Here is a 16,560-nt window from a genome sequence, read left to right as displayed (position 1 = left end):
AAGTCAGGCTTTGCGCAGGGCCGTGCCGTCCCAGAGCACGGTATCTCCCTCGTCGATGCCCTGCCGTGTCAGCTCGGCGTCGGGGCAGGACAGGGTCTTCCGGGTGCCGTCCGCTGCTTCTACCGTCACATCACAGCAGACCTCTGCCCCTTCGGGCAGCTCTTCGCAGCCGTACATCTGTTCTTCGAGGCGCACAACGCGGTAACACTCCATGTTTCCACCTCCTGCCCTGCTTTTGAGCGGGGCGTTTTTCTTTATTATAAGCCCCGCTCTTCGAGGCGTCAACCGCGGCTTGACACGTCTGCCGCCGGGCTGATAGAATAAAGGAGAATCTGCATTGACCAGGAGAGAAGAGCTTTGAACATCACAGAACTGCGTTATCTCGTTGCCATTAAGAAATGGGGCTCGGTGAGCGCTGCGGCAAAGCAGCTCTACGCCGCCCAGCCCAACGTCAGCAAGGCGCTGAAGAAGCTGGAAGAGGAATACGGTCTGCGCATCTTTGAGCGCTCGTCCACTGGCATGATCCCCACCGAGCAGGGGCGGCGGTTCATCGAGCAGGCCGCACGGGTGCTGGAAGAGGTAGACCGCCTGACGGAAGATGCCCACCACGCCCGGGAGCGCTGCGCCGAGCTGCGGGTGATGATCCCCCATGCCACCTACGCCTCCTATGCGGCGGTGGATTTCCTGAAAGACGCCGCCGGGGCCGACCAGCTCCGCATCCACATCCGGGAGGGCGGCTCCATGGAGGCGCTGGACTTCGTGCTGCGCCGGGGTTATCACCTGGCGCTGCTGCGGTATGCCGCCGAGGACGACGACCACTACATCCACTACTGCGCCCGCCGGGGCCTGAAAATGGAGCCGGTGATGGAGTTCGAGTACCGCCTGCTCACCAACCGGGACGGCCCACTGGCCAAGCACGAGGTGAAAGACCTCTCGGAGCTGAACCATTATATGGAGATCATGCACGACGATTTCCAGCTCCCCGGCGAAGACGGTGGCGACGGCGTGCGCTGGCACGTCAACGACAGCCGCCGCATCCATGTCTACGAGCGGTGCAGCCAGTTTTCTATCTTGCAGCAGCTGCCCTCAGCTTATATGTGGGCCTCCCCCATGCCCCAGCGGGCGCTGGACCAGTTCCATCTGGTGCTCAAAAAATGCCCCGCCCAGTGTCAGGTCATGCGGGACGTGCTGGTCTACCCCGACCACGGTGCGCTCCGGCCCGAAGAACAGGCATTCATCGACCTGCTCCACCGGGAAGCCGCCCTCACGGTAAAATAAGGTCCTGTTTCCAGCTCTCGCCATTTTATGCAGAAAAGCCACGGAAAAAGGCAAAAAAGCGCCCTCTCTCAGCACTCTGCACAAAAACGCACTAAAATTTTTGGCAAACTGCCTTCTGGACATTCCTGGAATCGTTTCAAAGAGAAACGTTATCGAAATTCAATCGTGCCTTCGTTAAAATATGGCCAGACATCCCACAAACAGGGCGCCAGACTATATATTTTTTGATATATGACCCATACCAGAAGTATATTATTCATTTTATGAAGAATGTGTTAACATAAGGCCAAGGATGATTTTGGCAGTCGGCAGAATGGGGTCGGCTGTAGAAATCAAAAAGGAGGTTTCTGGTATGATTAGTTTCTTACTCTGTTTAGCGATCCTGATCGGCGGTTACTTCGTCTACGGCAAGATCGTTGACAACACGTTCGGACCCGATGACCGTGAAACTCCTGCTGTCCGCATCAACGACGGTGTTGACTACGTCGTGATGCCTCAGTGGAAGCTGTTTCTGGTCCAGCTGCTGAACATCGCGGGCCTCGGCCCCATCTTCGGCGCACTGCAGGGTGCTCTGTGGGGTCCTGTGGTGTTCCTGTGGATCACCTTCGGTACCATCTTTGCCGGTGGTGTGCATGACTACTTCTCCGGCATGATGAGCGAGCGTAATGACGGCGGCTCTATCGCAGAGATCACCGGTAAGTACCTCGGCCCTGTGATGCAGAACGTCATGCGTGTGTTCTCCGTCGTGCTGCTGATCATGGTCGGTACCGTGTTCGCAGTCGGCCCTGCCGGCCTGATCGTCACCCTGTGCAAGAACAGCGGTATGTCCGGTGTTCTGACCACTACCCTGTTCTGGCTGGTCATCATCCTGGTCTACTACTTCATTGCGACCTTCATCTCCATCGACGCCGTCATCGGTAAGATCTACCCCATCTTCGGCATCTGCCTGATCATCATGGCCGTCGGCGTTATCTTTGGCATCTTCACCAACCCCGCCTACACCATCCCCGAGATCTGGGAGCACTTCGGCAGCATGCATCCCTCCGGAACTCCGATCTGGAGCTTCATGTTCATCACCGTTGCCTGCGGCGCTATCTCCGGTTTCCACTCCACTCAGTCGCCTCTGATGGCTCGCTGCATGAAGAGTGAGAAGCAGGGCCACTTCGTCTTCTACGGCGCAATGGTCTGCGAGGGCATCATCGCCCTGATCTGGGCCGCAGCTGGCTGCTCCCTGTACGAGATCACCGGCGGTCTGAACACCGGTCTGGCAGCTGCTCTGGCTGAGGGCCAGTCCGCTGCTATCTACGACGTCTGCTCCAAGACCATGGGCGGTGTGGGTATCGCACTGGCTATGATCGGCGTTGTCGTCTGCCCCATCACCTCTGGCGATACCGCATTCCGTTCCGCTCGTCTGACCCTGGCCGACTGGTTCAAGATCGATCAGGACAGCTACGCAAACCGCCTGAAGCTCTGCATCCCCGTTCTGGGCGTCGGCGCTTTCCTGGGCATCGGCAATGCACTGGGCTTCATCAACTACACCGTTATCTGGCGCTACTTCAGCTGGACCAACCAGACTCTGGCTATGATCGTCCTGTGGGCTGCTTCCATGTACCTCTTCCAGGAGAAGAAGAACTACTGGATCACCGCTGTGCCTGCTACCTTCATGAGCGCAGTTTCTTCTACTTACTTCGTTCTGGCTCCTGAGTGCCTGGGCGGCCTCCTCAACAGCAAGACCGCTGAGGGCGCTACCATCTACAACACCGCTGTTGCATATCCCTTCGGCGTCATCTTCGCCATCGCAATGCTGGCCATCTTCCTGCACGCGACCAAGAAGAATACCCAGAAGAAGGCTGCATAACAGCCCGGCATACTCACCTGAGTTTCGCCGCCGTCTGAGTGTACCCATTCCGGACGGCATTGCTTGAACTTCAAGCAACAAGCCGCTGCCAGTTGGCAGCGGCTTGTTTTTGTTTAAAAACAGCTCGACTATCTGCACAGTTTTTCGCAGGGTGTTTTAGTAAGATTGTCAAATTTTTGTCTTGTTTTGTTCATGATTGGGGCGTATAATGCTATGAAGCCGGGGTGAAATGGAATACCGCCCCTAAAAGGAAGTGTTACTGATGCGCAGCTGGATCGCACGCCATCCCGTCTCTTTCATGGCTCTTTACACTGTATTTTATCTGACCGTGTTCCACTGGCTCGAGGTGAATATCACCGTCCCTGCCATCTGGGTACACTGCCAGCTGGATGATGTCATCCCTTTCTGCAAGTACGCCATCGTCCCCTATTTTGCATGGTTCGCGTGGATACCCTTTACCCTGTTCTATCTGCTGCGGCACGGCGAGCGCAGCGACTTCTGGCGGGTCTGCCTGTGCCTCTTCGCCGGTATGACCATCGCGCTGAGCTGTTATGTCCTTCTGCCCACAGGGCTTGCTCTGCGGCCCTACCGGGTGTATGGCAGCGACATCTTCGCCCGTCTGGTGCGGATGCTCTATGCCGTTGACAGCTCCAAGAATGTCTGCCCGTCCATCCACGTCCTCAACACGGTGACGTTGATGATAGGCTACCGCCGGAGCCGCTGCTTCGACGAGCCGGGCCGCCGCTGGATGCGGCCTGCCGCGAATGTTCTGGGCATGGCCATCATCCTGTCCACCATGCTGCTCAAGCAGCACAGCTGCATCGACGTGGTGCTGGGCGCAGCACTGGCCTTTGCGCTGGATGCTGCCGCCAGCAGCCTCGAGCGCTCGGGAGAGATGCGCCGCATTCCGCAGCGGCTCTGATAACGTACCCCTTTCTGAAAGCAGAAAAGACCTTCAAGTTCTCTTCATGAAAACTTGAAGGTCTTTTTGTTCTCGTTTCTCCCATTTACGGCTTCGCCGAGGGTGTTACGCTACGCTAAAACAGTCCTTCCGGCAGACAAATATCCTTCTTCGGCACCTTATCCCACGAAAAGTCTTTGATGAGGCTTTCCGGCGTCCGAGGTGCAGGCTCTTCCTGCAAGCCGTAGGCATAGGCCAGACGGCCCACAATGTCCTCGGCCGTATAGCGGGCGCGAAGGTTCTCAAGGCTCTGGTCGCCGTCCCGCTTGGAGAGCCGCCGCCCATCCGACGCCAGCAGCAGAGGGCAGTGGGCGAACTTCGGTGCAGGCAGACCCAGAAGCCGGTACAGATAGAGCTGCCGCGCCGTAGAGGAAAGCAGGTCGGCCCCGCGCACGACTTCGGTGACGCCCATCCGGGCGTCGTCCACCACGACGGCCAGCTGATACGCAAATACGCCGTCGGCGCGGCGGAGGTAAAAGTCACCGCAGTCGCGCAGAAGGTTTTCTGTATGTTCGCCCATACAGCCGTCGGTGAAGGTGATGTTCTCGTCCGGCACCATGAGGCGGTAGGCCGGGGCTTTCTTCTTCCGCTTTTCGGCGATTTCTTCGGCTGTCAGCCCCCGGCAGGTACCTGGATAGATGACATTGCCATCCGAGGTATGGGGCGCACTGGCGGCATGGAGCTGGCTGCGGGAGCAGAAGCAGGGATAGACAAGCCCCATGGCTTCCAGCTTTTTGTAGCTCTCGGTGTAGATGCCGCTGCACTCGCTCTGGTAATATGGCTCATGGGGGCCGCCCTTGCTGCCGCCCTCATCCCAGAAAAGGCCCAGCCACCCAAGGTCTTCTTCCAGCTGGTCGGCGTATTTGCGGGGGCAGCGCTCCGCGTCCAGGTCCTCGATGCGGAGAACGATTCGCCCGCCTCGGCTCCTGGCGCTCAGCCATGCAAGGAGGCTGCACGCGAGGTTGCCCAGATGGAGCCGCCCGCTGGGGCTGGGGGCGAACCGCCCGACGACAGCGCTCACAGGCCCAGCTTCCACTCCCCGTCCTTCGGCTGGAAGATGGGGGTGTTGTAATACTCTGCCACGGCCTTTGCCATGTACTCGGCGTCGGCGCAGCTTGCCGTCTCCATGGCGGAGTGCATGGCCAGCTGGCCCAGACCGATGTCCACCATGGGCATCAGGATCTGATGGCCCAGCAGATTGCCCAGCGTGGAGCCGCCCGGCACATCGGCGCGGTTTGCGAACACCTGCACCGGCACACCGGCCTTCTTGCAGATGGCGGTGAAGGCTGCACCGGTGAATCCGCTGGTGGTGTAGGTCTGGCGGGCATTATACTTCAGCAGGACGCCGCCGCCCATCACGACGGGGTTGGCGGGGTCGCTCTTTTCGGGGTGGTTGGGATGGGTGGCGTGGCCGTTGTCGGCGCTCAGCACCAGTGAGTTGGTGCGGGCGCGGATGCTCTGCTCCCTGCTGACGCCCATGCTCTCCTCGATGCGGGTCAGCACGTCGGCCATGAGGGTACCCTGCGCGCCCTGACGGCTGGAAGAGCCGACCTCTTCGTTGTCGAACATGACCCAGATGTCTCCGCGGCCTTCCTCTTCGCCGCGGCCCTGCAGGAAGCCCCACAGAGTGGTGTAGGCGCACTCGAGGTCGTCGATGCGGCCGGACATGAAATACTCGCCGTTCAGGCCCATGCGGACAGCCTTCTCACGGGTAGCGAGGACAAGGTCAGCGTCGAGGATGTCCTCGGCCTTCACGCCGGCCTCAGCGGCCAGGACCTCTTTCAGGTTTCCGCCCTTGCCGCCGAAGATGGGCTGCAGATCGACCTGCGGGTTATACTTCATGCCGTTGTTCAGGTCGCGGCTAAAGTGGATGCAGAGGTTGGGGATGCAGGCCAGCGCACGGTCGGGGCAGACCAGACGACTCTCGATGCCGCTCTCGGTGCGCACCAGCAGACGGCCTGCCACGGTCAGCGGGCGGTCGAGCCAGGAGGGCATGATCATGCCGCCGTAGCCCTCGACCTCGGCCTTGGCGAAGACCTTGTCCTCCGTGTCGAACTGCTTGATACGCCAGGTGGGCGAGTCGCTGTGGCTGGCGGCTGCGTGCCAGCCGGTCAGCTCACCCTTGGGCATACGCCATGCCAGCACGGCAGAGCCGTTGCGGGTGGTGTAATACTTGCCGCCGGGGGCCAGCTCCCACGCGGCACTCTCGGGGCAGTTCACATAGCCCTCGGCTTCCAGAATGGCGGCCGCAGCAGCCGTGGAGTGGAAAGCACTGACGCCGGCGTCCAGAAAACGGAAAAGCTCCTCTATCGAAAAAGCTGCATTCTTCATGGTTATTTTCTCCTTGGTATTTTAACGATTCCTGTACCCTTTATTATAGCCCGCTGCGCCGGAAAGGTCAATCCGGCCCCACTGCGCGGCCCCTTAAAATTTGTTCGTGGCAAGGCCGATTGACAACCGCGCGGCAGAACAGTATACTAGTCTCAGAGAGATATTTTCCCCGGCCTGCGGGCCGGGCGCAGATAGAAGGAGGACATCCCCTATGACTCAAAAGCACATCCTTTCGCTCCTTGTGAGTGCTGCTCTGCTGTGCGGCCTGCTGGCAGGCTGCTCCAATACAAACGGCGACGCCTCCCACGCAAGCTCTTCGGCTTCTGAGCCGTCCAGCGTCAGCAGCGAGAGCGCCCCCAGCAGCACCGCGCAGGCCGACACCTCCGGGCTGTTCAATAAAGATTTCGACGAGAACTCACTGTTCAGCGTAGACGGTACTGCAGCCGCCTTTGAGCCCAGCCTCGGCTGGGGTCCCGGTGTGTCCGGCTGCTCCCTCAAGAGCGTGCAGGCCGCAGCCACCCTGCTGGTCTGGGCCGACGAGGCAAACCTCTCTGCCCGCACGGAAACGGCCATTGAGGACGCCTACACCCAGTGGTACGACAACCTCTCCGACTCGGAGCAGGAGGGCTTTGCCGAGGCATGGCCTATGATAAAGGACGATGCCGCTGCCCTGCTGGAAGACAAGGACGCCATGGCAGGCCGTCTGGAGGACGTGGGCCTCGACGCCAGGAAGTTGACCTTCTCTGAGAAGAACTGGAACGCCCTTGAGGATGTCGTTGACCCCCTCGTGCCAGAGGCAAAGGGCGAGTATTAAATCACAGAGAAAAGGCCGGACGCCTTTCCGCTTTGGTGCGGGAGTCGTCCGGCCTTTGTTTTATCGGGATCAGACTTTCTTGAGGGTGTAGGCGCGGGTACCCATGCCGACCTTCTCGGCCTGCTCGAGAGTCGCTTTCCACTCGATGTTGGGGTTAGAGTCCTTGAAGTTGTCGTGGTGGCAGTTCCAGCCCGGGGTGGCGAGGTTCTGGCCCAGCTGGCTGTTGGGCAGCGGAGCGGCGTTCAGGCAGGCGTCAGCACAAGCCTGGTCGAGGGCCACCGGGTCAAAGGAGGCGAACATGCCGATGTCCGGCAGGATGGGCGCGTCGTTCTCGCCGTGGCAGTCGCAGTTGGGGCTGATGTCCTGCACAAGGCTGATGTGGAAGGTAGGGCGGTCATGGCAGACGGCGGCGGCATACTCGGCCATCTTGCGGTCCAGCATCTCGTTGGCGCTGTCGCACAGGGCATAGATGGCGTCGAAGTTGCAGGCACCGATGCAGCGGCCGCAGCCCTTGCACTTGTCCTGGTCGATGACGGCCTTGTTCTTCTCGTTGTAGCTGATGGCGTCGGAGCCGCACTCCTTGGCGCAGCGGTGGCAGCCGCGGCAGAGGTCTTCCTGCACCGCCGGGTGGCCGGAGGCGTGCTGCTCCATCTTGCCGGCGCGGGAGCCGCAGCCCATGCCGATGTTCTTGATGGCACCGCCGAAGCCGGTGGACTCGTGGCCCTTGAAGTGGCTCAGGCTGATGAAGATGTCGGCGTCCATGATGGCGCGGCCGATTTTAGCGGTCTTGCAGTATTCGCCGTTCGGCACAGGCACCTCCACCTCATCGGTGCCGCGCAGGCCGTCGGCGATGATGACCTGACAGCCGGTGGTCATGGGCCAGAAGCCGTTCAGCTGGGCGCAGGTCAGATGCTCGAGGGCGTTCTTGCGGCTGCCAGGGTACAGGGTGTTACAGTCGGTCAGGAAGGGCATACCGCCCTGCTCCTTGCACAGGTCGGCCACGACCTTGGCGTAGTTGGGGCGCAGATAGGCCAGGTTGCCCAGCTCGCCGAAATGCATCTTGATGGCGACGAACTTGCCCTCCATGTCGATGTTCTTGATGCCTGCCGCGATGCACAGGCGGCGCAGCTTATCGGTGAGGCTGGTACCCACGGGACAGCGGAAATCGGTATAGTAGACGGTCGATGCTTCCATCGGCTTTTCCTCCTGTTTTCTTTGACGTTTTCGACTTTGCGGCGCGTATCTGCCGCGCTCATACTCTCTGAAAGCATTATAGCACGACGCAGGGGCAGGCGCAAGAAAAGCCCCTCGCCGAAGCAAGAGGCTTAAAAGACCTGAGTTCGATTTTACACCATTGCGGACACCACTGCCACGGCCAGCACCACAAGGCCGAGGGCGATACGGTAGATGCCGAAGAAGGTGAAGTTGTGGCGCTTGACGTAATCCATCAGGAAGCGGATAGCCGCCAGGCTGACCACGAAGGCCACCACGCAGCCCACCGCCAGCACAGCCACCTCGGTGCCGGTGATGGCGACACCGGAGACGGCGAATTTGAGCACCTTGAGCAGGGATGCACCCGCCATGACCGGGATGGCGAGGTAGAAGGTGAACTCCGCCACGCAGGCACGGGAGAGGCCCAGCAGCAGGCCGCCCACGATGGTCGCGCCGGAACGGGAGGTGCCGGGGATGATGGCCAGCATCTGCCAGACGCCGATGATGAGGGCGTCACGGTAAGTGATCTGTTCCAGATGGGTGACGTGGGGCGCAGTGCGGCGGCTCTCCACCACGAGGAACAGCACACCGTAGAGGATGAGCATTGCGGCCACGGTGATGTAGTTGTAGAAGTGAGCCTCCATCCAGTCGTCCAACGGGCTGATGACCAGCACCGGCAGGGTGGCAGCGACCACCTTGAACCAGAGCTGCCAGACGCTGGGCTTGGAGATGACGCGGCCATGCCGCAGGCCGAAGGGCCACAGCTTGCCCCAGAACAGCACCACCACCGCAAGGATGGCACCCAGCTGGATGACCACGCGGAACATGGACATGAACTCTTCGCTGGCGTTGAACTTTACCACCTGTTCCAGCAAGATCATATGGCCTGTGGACGAGATGGGCAGCCACTCGGTGATGCCCTCCACGATGCCCATCAAGATCGCTTTGATGATCTCAAGAAACATATAAGCACTCCTCCTGCCGTACGCCGGGCGCACGGGCTTTTGTGATTCTTATCGTCATACTGTTTCAGTATACCATATTCCGACTCTTTGCGCACCAGGAATTCAAAAATTTTATCTCTGGAGTCCCCTACAGCTTTTCTATTTATCTGCGGGGGAAAATATGCTATACTGGGATGTAGATTTATTGTAGGACACTACGTCCAGCGAAAGCCTAACACCCTCGGCGAAGCCGTAAATCGGAGAAACGAGAAAAAAGCGTTTAGCGAAGCGGCTAGCTTTTTTCCGTTTTGACTTCCCCTTTGGGGTCTGAAAGGGGCGAGCAGCCCCTTTCTCGTGGATCCAGCGCGTCGAAATCGCTGGTGGTTTTCTGGTTCTCTTTTGACATCAAAAGAGAACATCAGCCTTAATGTAAAAGCGTTTTGCCCAGCGCACAGGCGCGAAAGCCAACTTATATGTTTTATCTTTTATTTTTTAGCGAGGTAATTTCATGAACATTCTTGTAATCGGCTGCGACCAGGTGGGCGCATCGCTGGTGCGGGACCTGGAGCGCATCGGCCACGACATCTCCATCATCGAAAAGGACTCCGAACAGCTCAAGCGTCTGGACGCCTTCGACGACTACACCTTCAGCGGCAACGCCCTTGTGGGCGACCCCACCGACCCCGATGTACTGCGTCAGGGAGGCATCGAGAACTGCGACGCCGTGGCCGCTGTCAGCGAGGACGACTCCCTCAACCTGATGGCCGCGCAGATCGCCAAGAGCCTCTTTCAGCGCGAAAAGGTCATCTGCCGCGTCTCCGACCCCCACCTGCAGGTACTCTACCACAAGGCTTACGAACTGGACACCATCTGCCCCACCGTCCTCACCGAGCAGGCCGTGTTCCGTTCTCTCGCCAAATAACCGATACCATTTGTATAATGAGGTAGCATTATGAAAGTTTGTATTGCCGGCGGCGGGCGTGTGGGCCGGTATCTGGCCCAGAGCCTGCTGGCCAACCGCCACGAAATCGTCATCATCGAGCCAGTGGAGAGCCAGTGCCGGATGCTGGCCGATATGCTGGACATCCCGGTCATCTGCGGCGACTCCATCAGCGTGGACACTCTGCGCACCGCCGACGTCGCCAGCTGCGACGCCTTTGTGGCTGTGACCGGCTCTGACGAAGACAACCTTGTGGCCTGTCAGATCGCCAAGCGGGAGTTCGGCGTAGACCGCACCGTGGCCCGGGCCTCCAACCCCAAGAACCGCGAACTGCTCCACACTCTCGGCGTGGACACCGTGGTCTGCGGCACCGACAACCTGAGCCACATTCTCGAGCGGGAGATCGAGACGGATACCATCCGCCAGCTCCTCTCTCTGGGCGGCGGCACGGCCAGCCTGAATGAAATTTTGCTGCCCGAGAATTTCCTCTACGCGGGCAAGGCCATCATGGACATCCCCATCCCGGGCGACACCATCCTGATCAGCATCACCCGCGACACCGAGTTCATCATCCCCCACGGCAGCACGATCCTGCTGCCCTGGGACCACATCCTCTGCCTGACCCGTGACGACAGCCTGCACGAGCTGACCGAGGCCTGGGGCCTCAGCGATAAGTGACGGAGCAGGAGCTGCGGCGCACCGCCGTCATCATCCCGCCTACTGGCCGGGCCGTCCTCTGCGTCTGGGCGGCGGTGCCGGGGCTGTTCGCTGCGCCCTTCGTGTTCTGGCAGAGCATTGTCGCTGGGGCGGGTTTCTGCCTGCTCTGGGGCTTTCTGGTCTACTGCCTCTGGGCTCGGGCCTGCAGCTTCGCTGCTGTGCTGGGGGAACGGACCGTGACGGTCTACTCCGGCGTTGCGCTGCCAGTGCGTCAGGTGCTTCCCCGCCGGGCTGTTACCAGCGTCCGGCTGCTCCGGACACCCCTGCTGCGGCTGGGCGGCGTCTCGCTGCTCATCGTGGCGGCCCCAGGTGCGAAGCTCTTTCTGCCCGCCATCCCGGCCCAGCAGGCCGGGCTTCTGGCCCACATTCTGGCGGAGGATGCACCATGACCCGACAACGGCATTACCACCCCCTCGCCGCCCTCCGCTTCCTGCGCAAGGCGGTCGTCGTCTGCCTGCTGCCGCTGGCGAATGCCCTGCTGGAGTTCAGCCTGAACGCTCTGCTCACAGCTCTGCGGCAGGACGCCGCGCTTCTGCTCTTCCTCTGCGGGGCCAGCTCCATCCTGCTGGAAGCCAGCAGCTGGGCGCTGGATGAGGCCGGTGTGCTCCGGCTGCGGTGGGCGTTCATCTCCAAGCGGGAGCGCATCATCCGGGGCGAAGCTCTGGCCGCACTGACCATTGAGCGGCCGCTTTTCTTTCGGCTGCTCGGGGCCAGCCGGGTAGTGCTCTACCCGGTGGGCCAGCCTGCCAAGCGAGCCGTCACCCTTTATTTGCACAAAGAAGACGCGCAGGAGCTTGCTGACCGCCTGATGCCTGTCCGGGACCCGGTCTGCCACCGCCCTGCCGGGGGCGAGCGGGCCGCGCTGGTGGTTTTGGGTGCCAACGGTCTGTCCACGCTGGCGCTGACCTATTTGGCCATCCGGCAGAGCCGACCATTTCCCCTCACCGCCGAGGCAGTAGCCCTCTCCCGGCTGAACGTCCTCGTCCGGTTCGCGGCCCACTGGCTGCCCGCCGGTGCGGCGTGGATGCTGGTGCTGACCGGGTCGCTCTTCGGCATCAGTCTGGCCCGCAGTTTTGTCCAGACCGTCCATTATACGGTCTGGCACACTGCCGACCAGCTGGGCAGCCGGGGCGGCTGGCTGTCCCGGTTCGAGTTTCGGGTGCGGAGCAGTGAGATAAGCTACGCGGACGTCCGCGTCTCCCCCATCGCCCGGCTCATGAAGCGCTGGCCGGTATTCGTGGTGGCAGGCAGCTGCCGCCCGGAACTGCCGCTTTTCGTCTACCGCTCCGGGCAGGAAGAGCTGTTCCGGGAGCTGCTGCCCGAGTTCCGGATGCCGCCCGACACCCGGCACGACCTCACCCACCGCAGCGCCGTTTTCTTTGCGCCTGCCGGCATCCCGTTCGGGCTGTGCCTGCTGCTGGTGCTGGTTTCCCGCAGCGTTCTGCCTGCCCTCACGGGGACATTGCTCATCCCGACAGCGGTATTTGCCGTCTTTCTGGCGGGCGGGCTGATGGGCTGGCTGAAAGAGGGCATCTGGCTCCGGGAGGGCCGGTTCACCCTGCGGCGGCAGAAGGGTGTTTATCTCCACTGCATCTGTGTGTTCCACCCGGATGTCTGCCTGCGCACCTTCCAATCGCCCTGGGCGGCACGTTATCAGCGCATGACGCTGACGCTGGCTCTGCCCGGGCAGGTGCGGCTCAAGGTGCGCAGCATCCCCGTGCGGGACGCTGCGCCCTGTCTCAACGCTTTGGAGCAGGAAACATAAAACAAAAGGAAGTCTGATTCTCATGATAAAAACCATTCTCTTCGATTTGGACGGCACCTTACTGAACACCATCGACGACCTGGCCGACGCGGCCAACTGGGTCTGCTTCCAGCACGGCTGGCCGACCTTTCCAGTAGAGACCTACAAGCACTTCGTGGGCAACGGCATCCCGAAGCTGGTGGAGCGCTTTTCCCCGGAGAACGCCCGGACGCCCGAACAGCTTGCCGCCACGCTGGCCGAGTTCTCGGCCCGGTATGACGCCCACAAGGAAGACAAAACGGCCCCCTATCCCGGCATCCTGGAACTGCTGGCCGCGCTGAAGGCCGAGGGCGTCCAGACCGCCGTTTTTTCCAACAAAGCGGACTCTTTTTGTGGAAAGATCATCGAGCACTACTTCGGCCCGGACAGCTTTTCGCTGGTGCGGGGCAGCCGTCCCGGTGTTCCCACCAAACCCGACCCGGCTGGCGTCTACTCTCTGATGGCTGACCTCGGCGCAGACCCGCAGAGCACCCTTTTCGTGGGCGACAGCGACGTAGACATCCTTACGGGACACAATGCCGGTCTGCCCGCTCTGGGCGTTCTCTGGGGCTTCCGGGGCGAAGCAGAGCTGACCACCGCCGGTGCCGATGCTCTGGCCGCAAAGCCGGAAGATATTCTGACGTATCTCCACCAGCACTGAAAAACAAAAGCACGGCCCTGCCGGGACGCTGAAATGCATCCTGGCAGGGCCGTATTTTTTTGCAAAAGGAAATGATGAAAAAATACCGCGAGTGAGCGTCTGCGCCATTCCTCAAGCAAAGAAAAAACGATTCAAAAGCGCTATTTTACAATTTTCCGATTTTCTGATATACTCGAGCTATAGAACAACCCCCGGCAGAACACCGAGGGACATCGAAACAGGAGGTTACAACTTATGGGCTTTTTAACTGGTAAAACCGCCATCATTACCGGCGCAGGGCGCGCTGTCCTGAAGGATGGGAGCTGCGGCTCCATCGGCTACGGCATCGCCACCGCATACGCCAAGGAGGGCGCGAACCTCGTCATCACAGGCCGCAATGTCAAGAAGCTGGAAGCAGCCAAGCAGGAGCTGGAAAGCCTCTACGGCATCAAGGTGCTGACCGTGCAGGCCGATGTCTGCGCGGGCGGCAACAACGAGGCCACTGTGGCAAATGTGGTCAAGCAGGCTGTCGATACCTTCGGCGGCATTCAGGTGCTCATCAACAATGCACAGGCTTCGGCCTCCGGCGTGCCGCTGACCGAGCACACCACCGAGCAGTTCGATTTGGCCATCTACTCCGGCCTCTACGCCGCTTTCTACTACATGAAAGCCTGCTACCCCTATCTGGCTGAGTCTCACGGCAGCGTCATCAACTTCGCTTCCGGCGCTGGCCTCTTCGGCAACTTCGGCCAGTCGGCCTATGCTGCCGCCAAGGAGGGCATCCGCGGTATGTCCCGCGTCGCCGCCACCGAGTGGGGCAAGGACGGCATCAACGTCAACGTGGTCTGCCCGCTGGCATGGACGGCCAAGCTCGAGCAGTTCAGGGACGCCTACCCTGACGCTTTCAAGGCCAACGTCAAGATGCCTCCCATGGGCCACTACGGCAACGCTGAGACGGAGATTGGCCGTGTCTGCGTCCAGCTGGCCATGCCGGATTTCAAGTATATGTCCGGCGAGACCTTGACGCTGGAAGGCGGCATGGGCCAGAGACCGTAAAACGACATCATCTGCTTCCTTGCATAACGAACCCCCGCCTGCCGGATGGTGCAGGCGGGGGTGATTTTTGCTCTGATTCCCGTTCGGGTCAAATAAAATGCAAACCTGAACATCAGCAACCACGGTAGACATTCCTGAAGATTGGGACCCTAACACTAAAAAAGCTCCTCAATCCTAAGATTGAGGAGCTTTTTTATGACCCGTACGGGAATCGAACCCATGTTACAGCCGTGAAAGGGCCGTGTCTTAACCGCTTGACCAACGGGCCTTAGAAATACAGAGCTTCGCTAAAACCTCCGACTTTCATCATCCACTATTGCGGACGACCGTCCCCCTTATCTTAGCGAAACTCTGTAATGTGGTAGCGGTAACTGGATTTGAACCGGTGACACTTCGGGTATGAACCGAATGCTCTAGCCAACTGAGCTATACCGCCATATTTATTTGTTGCACTTGAACAGTGCTTTATTATTATATCCAACAACCCCCGTTTTGTCAACAACTTTTTCAAAAAAATCTTCAATTTTTTCATTCTTTCTGATTTTATACGTCTGTACGCAAAAAGTCCCCGCCATCCTGTATGAATGGCGGGGACTTTCAACATTTTATTGGAGAATGGTGGAAAGCAGGCTTACTTCTTGTGGACAGGCACCATGACCTCGAGGCCGCCCATGTAGGGCTGCAGGACCTTGGGGATGGTAACGCTGCCGTCGGCCTGCAGATGGTTCTCGAGGAATGCGATGAGCATACGCGGAGGAGCCACGCAGGTGTTGTTCAGAGTGTGGGCCAGATAGGTCTTGCCATCCTTGCCCTTGACGCGGATGTGCAGGCGGCGGGCCTGTGCATCGCCCAGGTTGGAGCAGGAGCAGACTTCGAAGTATTTCTGCTGGCGGGGGCTCCATGCCTCGATGTCGCAGCTCTTGACCTTCAGGTCAGCCAGGTCACCGGAGCAGCAGTTCAGCTGACGGACAGGGATCTCCATGCTGCGGAACAGCTCGACGGAGTTCTTCCAGAGCTTCTCGTACCAGTCAGCGCTCTCCTCGGGACGGCAGACGACGATCATCTCCTGCTTCTCGAACTGGTGGATGCGGTAGATGCCGCGCTCCTCGATGCCGTGAGCGCCCTTCTCCTTGCGGAAGCAGGGGCTGTAGGAAGTCAGGGTCAGGGGCAGAGTAGCCTCATCCAGAGTCTGGTCGATGAAGCGGCCGATCATGGTGTGCTCACTGGTGCCGATGAGGTAGAGGTCCTCACCCTCGATCTTGTACATCATGGCGTCCATCTCAGGGAAGGACATGACGCCCTGCACCACGTTGCCGTGCATCATGAAGGGAGGGATGACATAGGTGAACCCCTTGTCGATCATGAAGTCGCGGGCATAGGCCAGAACAGCCTCGTGCAGGCGGGCGATGTTGCCCAGCAGGTAGTAGAAGCCATTGCCGGCCACGCGGCCTGCGGCGTCCATATCAATGCCGTCGAAGCTCTCCATGATCTCGGTGTGGTACGGGATGGGGAAATCAGGCACGACCGGCTCACCGAAGCGCTGAGCCTCGACGTTGTAGGTGTCGTCCGGGCCGATGGGTACGCTGGGGTCGATCATCTGGGGGATGGTGTACATGATCTCCTGAATGCGTTCAGCCAGCTTTGCCTCCTCGTCTTCCAGCTCTGCCATCTTGTCGGCGTCAGCCTTGACAGCGGCGTTGTTGGCGTCGATCTGAGCCTGCAGCTCGGCCTTCTTGGCCTCGTCGTCGCACTTCTTCAGCTGGCCGAACAGAGGGCCGTTGGCCTTGCTCAGCTTGTTGCGGGCAGCCTTCAGGGACTCGACTTCCTTCAGGCACTCGCGGTACTTGGCGTCCTTCTCGATGACTTCGTCAACGAGAGGGAGCTTTGCATCCTGAAACTTCTTCTTGATGTTTTCCTTGACCGCATCCGGGTTGTCGCGGACAAATTTGATGTCAAGCATGATAACTCTCCTTATACTCTATTGCTTGCACAGGGGGCGTTCCCCGCTGTGCCGTTCAAAGGCGGT

Annotated in this window: 16 protein-coding genes and 2 tRNA genes; 10 read left to right on the top strand and 8 right to left on the bottom strand. The window is 59.9% G+C overall.

Going from position 1 to position 16,560, the window contains the following annotated elements:
- Positions 1 to 3: 3 nt before the first annotated feature.
- Positions 4 to 213, bottom strand: coding sequence for a hypothetical protein (locus J3349_RS08880; RefSeq protein WP_207677160.1), 210 nt, complete (start codon positions 211 to 213; stop codon positions 4 to 6).
- Positions 214 to 357: 144 nt separating this feature from the next.
- Between J3349_RS08880 and J3349_RS08875 the strand changes: the two genes are divergently transcribed.
- From J3349_RS08875 to J3349_RS08865, 3 genes are all read left to right on the top strand, one after another.
- A complete protein-coding gene (locus J3349_RS08875) occupies positions 358 to 1,278 on the top strand; it encodes a LysR family transcriptional regulator (protein WP_158403241.1) in 921 nt (306 codons plus the stop codon).
- 352 nt (positions 1,279 to 1,630) lie between these two features.
- Positions 1,631 to 3,136 carry a carbon starvation protein A gene (locus J3349_RS08870; protein WP_207677159.1) on the top strand — a complete coding sequence of 502 codons (1,506 nt, stop codon included), beginning with the start codon at positions 1,631 to 1,633 and terminating at the stop codon, positions 3,134 to 3,136.
- Between the two features lie 298 nt (positions 3,137 to 3,434).
- On the top strand, positions 3,435 to 4,058 hold the full coding sequence (locus J3349_RS08865) for a phosphatase PAP2 family protein (RefSeq protein ID WP_242699588.1): 624 nt from the start codon (positions 3,435 to 3,437) through the stop codon (positions 4,056 to 4,058).
- Positions 4,059 to 4,173: 115 nt separating this feature from the next.
- On the opposite strand, the gene gluQRS is transcribed toward J3349_RS08865, so the two are convergent.
- Both gluQRS and J3349_RS08855 read right to left on the bottom strand, forming a co-directional pair.
- Entirely contained in the window at positions 4,174 to 5,118 is a 945-nt protein-coding gene (gene gluQRS / locus J3349_RS08860) for a tRNA glutamyl-Q(34) synthetase GluQRS (RefSeq protein WP_207677157.1), read from the bottom strand.
- Positions 5,115 to 6,428: a M18 family aminopeptidase gene (locus tag J3349_RS08855; protein WP_207677156.1), complete on the bottom strand. Its 1,314-nt coding sequence runs from the start codon at positions 6,426 to 6,428 to the stop codon at positions 5,115 to 5,117. The genes gluQRS and J3349_RS08855 overlap by 4 nt, the downstream gene beginning before the upstream one ends.
- A gap of 211 nt (positions 6,429 to 6,639) precedes the next feature.
- Between J3349_RS08855 and J3349_RS08850 the strand changes: the two genes are divergently transcribed.
- The gene (locus J3349_RS08850) at positions 6,640 to 7,242 is read left to right on the top strand and encodes a hypothetical protein (protein WP_207677155.1); all 603 of its coding nucleotides are present in this window, start codon (positions 6,640 to 6,642) and stop codon (positions 7,240 to 7,242) included.
- A 69-nt stretch (positions 7,243 to 7,311) separates the two neighbouring features.
- Here J3349_RS08850 and J3349_RS08845 read toward each other — a convergent pair whose 3' ends face one another.
- Together J3349_RS08845 and J3349_RS08840 are read right to left on the bottom strand one after the other, a co-directional pair.
- A complete protein-coding gene (locus J3349_RS08845; RefSeq protein ID WP_207677154.1) occupies positions 7,312 to 8,436 on the bottom strand; it encodes a DUF362 domain-containing protein in 1,125 nt (374 codons plus the stop codon).
- 152 nt (positions 8,437 to 8,588) lie between these two features.
- Positions 8,589 to 9,419 (bottom strand): undecaprenyl-diphosphate phosphatase, encoded by an 831-nt coding sequence (locus J3349_RS08840; protein WP_158395531.1) that lies wholly within the window; start codon positions 9,417 to 9,419, stop codon positions 8,589 to 8,591.
- Positions 9,420 to 9,906: 487 nt separating this feature from the next.
- On the opposite strand from J3349_RS08840, the gene J3349_RS08835 reads away from it, so the two are divergent.
- The 6 genes from J3349_RS08835 (at position 9,907) to J3349_RS08810 (ending at position 14,534) form a co-directional block, all read left to right on the top strand.
- Complete coding sequence (locus tag J3349_RS08835) at positions 9,907 to 10,320, top strand: TrkA family potassium uptake protein (protein ID WP_015565069.1); 414 nt, start codon at positions 9,907 to 9,909, stop codon at positions 10,318 to 10,320.
- Positions 10,321 to 10,350: 30 nt separating this feature from the next.
- Entirely contained in the window at positions 10,351 to 11,016 is a 666-nt protein-coding gene (locus J3349_RS08830; RefSeq protein ID WP_207677153.1) for a TrkA family potassium uptake protein, read from the top strand.
- A complete protein-coding gene (locus tag J3349_RS08825; protein WP_207677152.1) occupies positions 11,013 to 11,444 on the top strand; it encodes a PH domain-containing protein in 432 nt (143 codons plus the stop codon). The genes J3349_RS08830 and J3349_RS08825 overlap by 4 nt, the downstream gene beginning before the upstream one ends.
- Complete coding sequence (locus tag J3349_RS08820) at positions 11,441 to 12,820, top strand: PH domain-containing protein (RefSeq protein WP_207677151.1); 1,380 nt, start codon at positions 11,441 to 11,443, stop codon at positions 12,818 to 12,820. The genes J3349_RS08825 and J3349_RS08820 overlap by 4 nt, the downstream gene beginning before the upstream one ends.
- A 22-nt stretch (positions 12,821 to 12,842) precedes the next feature.
- Entirely contained in the window at positions 12,843 to 13,499 is a 657-nt protein-coding gene (locus tag J3349_RS08815) for an HAD family hydrolase (RefSeq protein WP_207677150.1), read from the top strand.
- Between the two features lie 234 nt (positions 13,500 to 13,733).
- Positions 13,734 to 14,534, top strand: a complete 801-nt coding sequence (locus J3349_RS08810; protein ID WP_158395540.1) for an SDR family oxidoreductase — start codon at positions 13,734 to 13,736, stop codon at positions 14,532 to 14,534.
- Positions 14,535 to 14,730: 196 nt separating this feature from the next.
- Here J3349_RS08810 and J3349_RS08805 read toward each other — a convergent pair.
- The 3 genes from J3349_RS08805 to serS form a co-directional block, all read right to left on the bottom strand.
- Positions 14,731 to 14,802: transfer RNA gene (locus J3349_RS08805), tRNA-Glu, on the bottom strand.
- Positions 14,803 to 14,893: 91 nt separating this feature from the next.
- A tRNA-Met gene (locus J3349_RS08800) sits at positions 14,894 to 14,970 on the bottom strand.
- A gap of 195 nt (positions 14,971 to 15,165) precedes the next feature.
- Entirely contained in the window at positions 15,166 to 16,494 is a 1,329-nt protein-coding gene (gene serS, locus J3349_RS08795; protein ID WP_207677149.1) for a serine--tRNA ligase, read from the bottom strand.
- Positions 16,495 to 16,560 lie beyond the last annotated feature (66 nt).

Origin of the sequence: Faecalibacterium sp. Marseille-P9590 (assembly GCF_017377665.1) — a bacterium.
In the GTDB taxonomy this organism is placed as follows: domain Bacteria; phylum Bacillota; class Clostridia; order Oscillospirales; family Ruminococcaceae; genus Faecalibacterium.
This window is presented reverse-complemented; position numbering and strand designations above follow the sequence as displayed.